This is a genomic window from Bombilactobacillus bombi (assembly GCF_013607485.1).
GTDB lineage: Bacteria > Bacillota > Bacilli > Lactobacillales > Lactobacillaceae > Bombilactobacillus > Bombilactobacillus bombi_A.
Genome location: NZ_SCHP01000057.1, coordinates 1 through 6,016 on the forward strand (window position 1 = coordinate 1; position 6,016 = coordinate 6,016).

The window sequence follows — 6,016 nt, forward strand, 5'->3', positions numbered from 1 at the left end:
ACGTCTTTTTATTGGCCGCAGTAATTTTGTCAATTTCATCAATAAAGACAATACCATCATTTTCAGCTCTTTTAATGGCTGCTTGGTAAATTGCATCATGATCAACCAGCTTACTAGATTCCTGCTCAATAAGAATTTCTCGAGCTTCTTTAACTGGAAGTGTTCGACTTATTTTTTTCTTAGGTAAAATAGAATCCATTGCACTATTAAGATCAATCCCCATTTGCCCCATCATATCATTCATTGGATTAACTTTATGTGACTCTTCTACTTGAATAGTTACTTCTTCATCCTCTAATAATCCCTTGTCTAACTGTTCTTTAACACTTAAACGTTGGTTGCGGACATCATCGGTTACTTCTTCATTATTGGGGACCGGATTTTCTCCTTGTGATATGGAATTAAAGGCAGCCATCATATCTTGGAGTCCATTAATTTGCCGTGGAGCCTTCTTCACACCAGGAACTAATAACTTTACTAATTGCTTATCAGCTGCCCGGACTGCTTGGGAACGAACTGATTGATATTGTAAATCTTCTTCAATTTTTACAGCAATATCAACTAAATCACGAATCATTGATTCCACATCACGGCCTACATAACCAACTTCTGTAAATTTAGTTGCTTCCACTTTAACAAAAGGAGCATTAACAATTTTAGCTAAACGCCGGGCAATTTCAGTTTTTCCCACACCAGTAGGTCCAATCATTAATAAGTTTTTAGGAGTAATATCTTGCTGCATAGCTGCTGATAATTGCATCCGGCGATAACGATTGTATAAGGCAATAGCGACAGCTTTTTTGGCTTCATCTTGGCCAATAATATATTTATCTAATTGCTGCACAATTTGTTTGGGTGTCATTTGAGTTGTCATTTCAATCCTCCTAATTACAATTGATCAGTAATAATATTTTTATTAGTAAAAATGTCAATATCAGAGGCAATATTGATTGCTTCTTGAGCAATTTGAGAAGCATTCATTTGCGAACTATGGCGAATCATTGCAATAGCAGCAGCTTGGGCAAAATTACCACCAGAACCAATAGCAATCACATCTTCATCTGGCTCAATAACTTCACCATTACCAGAAATTAATAGCAAATCAGTTCGATTAAAAGCAATCATCATAGCTTCTAATTTTTGTAAGGTGGGATCTTTACGCCAATCTTGGGCTAGTTCTACTGCTGAACGTTTTAGGTTGCCCGAATAGGCTTGTAATTTTTTTTCAAACCAATCTTCTAAAGTAAAAGCATCAGCTACACCACCAGCAAATCCAATAATAACCTGATCATTAAAAATTCGACGCACTTTATGTGCGGAAGCTTTCATGACCGTTTTTTCACCGGCGGTCACTTGACCATCTCCAGCAATCGCGGTTTTATTTTGATAACGTACTGCACAAATTGTAGTCATTTTTTTACCTCGTTTTCATTAGTTGCTCGCGGAAAATACTTGCGATAATCACTTTGTAAATGTTCCATCGTTAGATGGGTATAATTCTGAGCAGTTCGTAAATCAGCTCCATTATTGAGCATTTGAGTAGCGAAACTATGCCGAAGCATATGCGGATGTAAATTAGCTGTCAGCTTAGTTTTCTTAATTAATTGTTTTAAAATATATTCAATGCCTCGACTAGTTAATTGTCTTCCATGACTATTTACAAATAAATAGTCATGGACAGCATCTTTGCCCATCAATTGCTGACGCCCCTCTTGTAAATACACATTCAGTGCTTGGTGAGCCTTTGTACCTAGCGGAACATATCGATCTTTGTTGCCCTTACCGTGAATCAAAATAACTTTCATACCAAAATCTATTTGATGTAAAGTTAAATTACTAGCTTCACTTACTCGAATTCCTGTTCCATAAAGTAATTCTACAAGAGCCCGATTACGTTGCTGCAAGGGACTTGAACCACCAGTAGCGGCTAATAATTGTGCTAACTCTTCTTCATACAAAAATTCTGGCAATATATGCGTATGAGTCTTTAACTGCACTAACTCACAAGGATCTTGCTTAACCAGCTGTTGCCGCTTGAGAAATCTAAAAAAAGATCGTAAAGCTGAAATTTTTCGTGCAATTGTACGACTAGAATCTTTTTGCTGAGTTAAATAATCTAAATAATTTTCAACTTCGACAGCCGTTATTGTTTTCCAAGTCCAATCTGAATTCTCATTAACCGCAGTTAAAAAAGATCTAAAGCCAACTAAGTCTCCCCGATAAGCGTTACAAGTTAAATCCGAATAATGCCGTTCAATAGTTAAATATTGAATAAATTCATCTAACCACTGACCACTACCCAAAAAAACACCCCCCATTACTCACATACCATACCACAAGAGCAATAGTGGTGCTAATAAAATCTAATTATTTTTGTACTTCTTCTTGATAATCACCATTAGGACAAATCACTTGTCGGCCACCTTTGACTTTTTTTTCTACTAAATAATGTCCATCTTTAGGGCAAAGACGATTAATAGGTTTATTCCAATCCACAAAATCACAATCAGGATAGCGTGAACAGCCATAAAAAATACGGCGCTTTTTCGACTTACGTTCAACAACTTGCCCTTGATGACATTTTGGACACTGCACTCCAATTTCCTTAATAATTGGCTTAGTATTGCGGCAGTCAGGAAAACGACTACAAGCATAAAATTTACCATAACGTCCTAATTTAATGACCATAGGAGCTCCACAAATATCGCAATCCATACCCGCAGGTTCATCTTTAATTTGGAGTTTTTCAATTTTCTCATCAGCATTTTTTAACTCTTTAGAAAATGGCTGATAATATTCATCCACAACCTGAGTCCATTTTTCCTTGCCTAATTCAATACCATCTAACTCATCTTCTAAATGTGCGGTAAAGTCAATATTAACAATATCAGGAAAATATTTTTCAATTAAGTTATCTACTATTTCACCTAATTCAGTTGGTTCAAAACTGCGTCCATTTAACTTTACATAATAACGGCGTTGAATAGTATCGATTGTCGGAGAATACGTAGACGGGCGGCCAACGCCATTTTCCTCTAAATTCTTAACCAAAGAAGCTTCTGTAAAACGGGCTGGCGGTTGAGTGAAATGCTGCTCAGGTTTAGTATCTAAGAGTTTTACTTTTTGGCCTTCATTCAAATCTGGCAAAAGATTATCCTTTATTTTTTTATCATCTTGGTAAACCTTTAAAAAGCCCTCAAATTTGATTTTAGAGCCATTAGCTTGAAATTGAACCTGATTTTGTTCCAAAGTCACTTTCATGGTATCCATTATAGCCGGGGTCATTTCACTGGCCACAAAACGCGCCCAAATCAACTTATAGAGCCGATATTGATCTCTTGTTAAAACTTTTTTTAAGGAATCAGGAGTCCGCATAACTGAAGTAGGTCTAATAGCTTCATGGGCATCTTGGGCACCTTCAGGATTTTTAGACTTGTGAATTTTGGTAGCAGCATATTCTTCACCATATTCGCTGCTAATAAACTTAGAAGCCTCATGTTTAGCTACGCTAGCAATTCTAGTAGAGTCAGTCCGCATATAAGTAATTAAACCCACACTGCCTTGACGGCCGCCTAAGTTAATACCTTCATATAGTTGCTGGGCTAACATCATTGTTTTACGCGTTTTATAATTGAGCCGGCGATTAGCTTCTTGTTGTAGTGAACTAGTAGTAAAAGGAGCAGCAGGATAGCGCTTGCGCTCTTTTTTAACCACTTTAGTAATATCAAATTTTTTTCTTTTATTAATTTGCTGCAAAACCGCCTGAACATCATCATTAGAGGATAATGGTTTTTTCTTGCCAGCAATTCCGTAAAAAGCGGCTTCAAAAATACTTTTTTTATTTTTATCAGCCTGAAAGTGCCCAAAGATAGTCCAATATTCTTGTGGTTCAAATTTTTGAATGTCCTTTTCCCGTTCAATTACCAATTTTAAAGCAATTGATTGCACGCGGCCAGCGCTTAATCCCTTTTTGACCTTTTGCCAAAGAATTGGACTAATAGAGTAGCCAACTAAGCGATCTAATACCCGTCGTGCCTGCTGCGCATTGACTAAATTCATATTAACATTGCGTGGATGTTTAAAGGCTTCTTTAACGGCATCCTTAGTAATTTCATTAAAAACTACCCGATTTTTATCATCTAAATTGAGCCCCAAAATATGTGAAACATGCCAAGCAATAGCCTCGCCTTCACGATCGGGATCGGCGGCTAAATACACATTTTGAGAGTTCTTTGCTGCCTTCTTTAATTCTTTAATCGTTTCGCCTTTGCCACGAATCGAAATATAAGTGGGTTCATAATTATGTTCAATATCCACGCCCATACGACTTTTGGGCAGATCGCGGATATGGCCCTTGCTGGCTAGAACTTTGTAATTCTTACCTAGATATTTTTCAATTGTTTTAGCCTTGGCGGGTGATTCCACGATTACAAGATTTTTTGTCGCAGGTTTACGTTTAGTTGTTTTTGAGCTTACCAAAAAAAAGCTCCTTTCTTCTATCAAGTCGCTTCAAATAATATGCTAGATACTTCTATTTTGTCAAATTTTTTCTTTAACTAAAACAGCATCAATAAATTTATCAGCGTCTAAATACGGGCGGGCTCCAGCATCAATCAACTGATTACAGCCTTGCGAAAGTGCACTAGTAATTGGTCCTGGCACAGCCCAAACATTTCGATTTTCCTGCAGGGCTAGCTCTGCTGTAATTAAAGTTCCACTGCGTTTACGAGCTTGAGTTACTACTAGGTTATCACAAAGACCGGCAATAATACGATTACGTTGCGGAAAATAATATGGCCGCGGTGAAGTGGACGAAGGATATTCACTCAGAATTAGCCCCTGCTTCATAATTTGTGTCTGCAAAAGATGGTTTTCTGCTGGATAAAAATAATCTAAGGAATTACCTATCACCGCGATGGTTTTACCCTGGCAAGCTAAAGTTTCTCGATGACAATAACCATCAGCACCCTTGGCTAGGCCACTAACAGTAGTAATTTCTTGGGCTACTAACCGGGGCACTAATCCCTTAATAACTTGTGCAGTGTAATAATTACACTGGCGTGCGCCTACAATGGCTGTAATGGAGGTACCTAACAATTTTAAATTACCTACATAATATAAAATTGCCGGTGGATTATAAATCTGCCTTAATTGTGCAGGGTAACAAGAATCAAAAAAAGTAATAAAATTTTCTTTGCAAACAGCTGTCTGTTCAAATAGTTGCTGAAATTTTTTTCTTTTTTCAATTTTTAAATTTTCACTGACAAAATTTTTTAAATAATTAAAATCATTGTTAACTTGATAATATTGTTGACAAACTTTTAAAATTAATTGGTTACTCACACAGCGTGTTTGCGCCAGGTTGTAAATTAAAGTTCGAATGGACATACGAGGTCATCTCCGTTTTTTTAAAATTACGGAAAAGACTACAAATATTTTTTTACAGGTGCAAAACTATGCCGATGCAGGGGACAAATACCAAATTGCTTCAATCCTAGCAAATGTTCTTTAGTTCCATAACCAGCATTATTTTCCAAGCCATAATGCGGATAAATTTTAGCGTAAGCCTGCATTAATTCATCTCGATAAACTTTAGCAATTATACTGGCAGCTCCAATCGATACACTGCGTGCATCACCTTTAATTAATCGTGTTTGCGCAATATCAAGGGGAACATGCATTGCATCTACTAATAGATGATTAATTGGGATATTTAAACCTTGTACAGCTGCTGCCATAGTAATTTCTGTTGCATGATAAATATCTTTTTCATCAATTAATTGTCGACTTCCCACACCAATACTGACATCAAGTGCCACAGTTAAAATCTGTTCATATAATTGCCTTCTCTTAGCAGCAGTGAGTTGTTTTGAGTCGTTAATTTGCCAAAGTTTAATATCTGCAGGTAAAACTACAGCGGCCGTTACTACTGGACCTGCTAAGGGACCACGCCCAACTTCATCAATACCAGCAACTAATTGATTTCGATTCCAAAATGGTCGCTCAAATTGTAAAC

Annotated in this window: 6 protein-coding genes; all 6 read right to left on the minus strand. The window is 36.9% G+C overall.

Annotated elements, in window-relative coordinates:
• Nucleotides 1–874 (minus strand): AAA family ATPase (locus EQ827_RS07455; protein ID WP_181190373.1); only part of this gene is annotated, 874 nt, incomplete at its 3' end.
• Between the two features lie 14 nt (nt 875–888).
• The gene (gene hslV, locus EQ827_RS07460; protein ID WP_181190374.1) at nt 889–1,413 is read right to left on the minus strand and encodes an ATP-dependent protease subunit HslV; all 525 of its coding nucleotides are present in this window, start codon (nt 1,411–1,413) and stop codon (nt 889–891) included.
• Nucleotides 1,410–2,303, minus strand: coding sequence for a tyrosine-type recombinase/integrase (locus EQ827_RS07465; protein WP_258231820.1), 894 nt, complete (start codon nt 2,301–2,303; stop codon nt 1,410–1,412). Before EQ827_RS07465 ends, hslV begins: the two co-directional genes overlap by 4 nt.
• Nucleotides 2,304–2,367: 64 nt before the next feature.
• A complete protein-coding gene (gene topA / locus EQ827_RS07470) occupies nt 2,368–4,479 on the minus strand; it encodes a type I DNA topoisomerase (RefSeq protein WP_181190376.1) in 2,112 nt (703 codons plus the stop codon).
• Nucleotides 4,480–4,539: 60 nt separating this feature from the next.
• Entirely contained in the window at nt 4,540–5,388 is an 849-nt protein-coding gene (dprA, locus tag EQ827_RS07475; protein WP_181190377.1) for a DNA-processing protein DprA, read from the minus strand.
• 38 nt (nt 5,389–5,426) lie between these two features.
• Nucleotides 5,427–6,016, minus strand: a 590-nt coding sequence (locus EQ827_RS07480; RefSeq protein ID WP_181190378.1) for a ribonuclease HII, incomplete at its 5' end; no start/stop codon positions are given.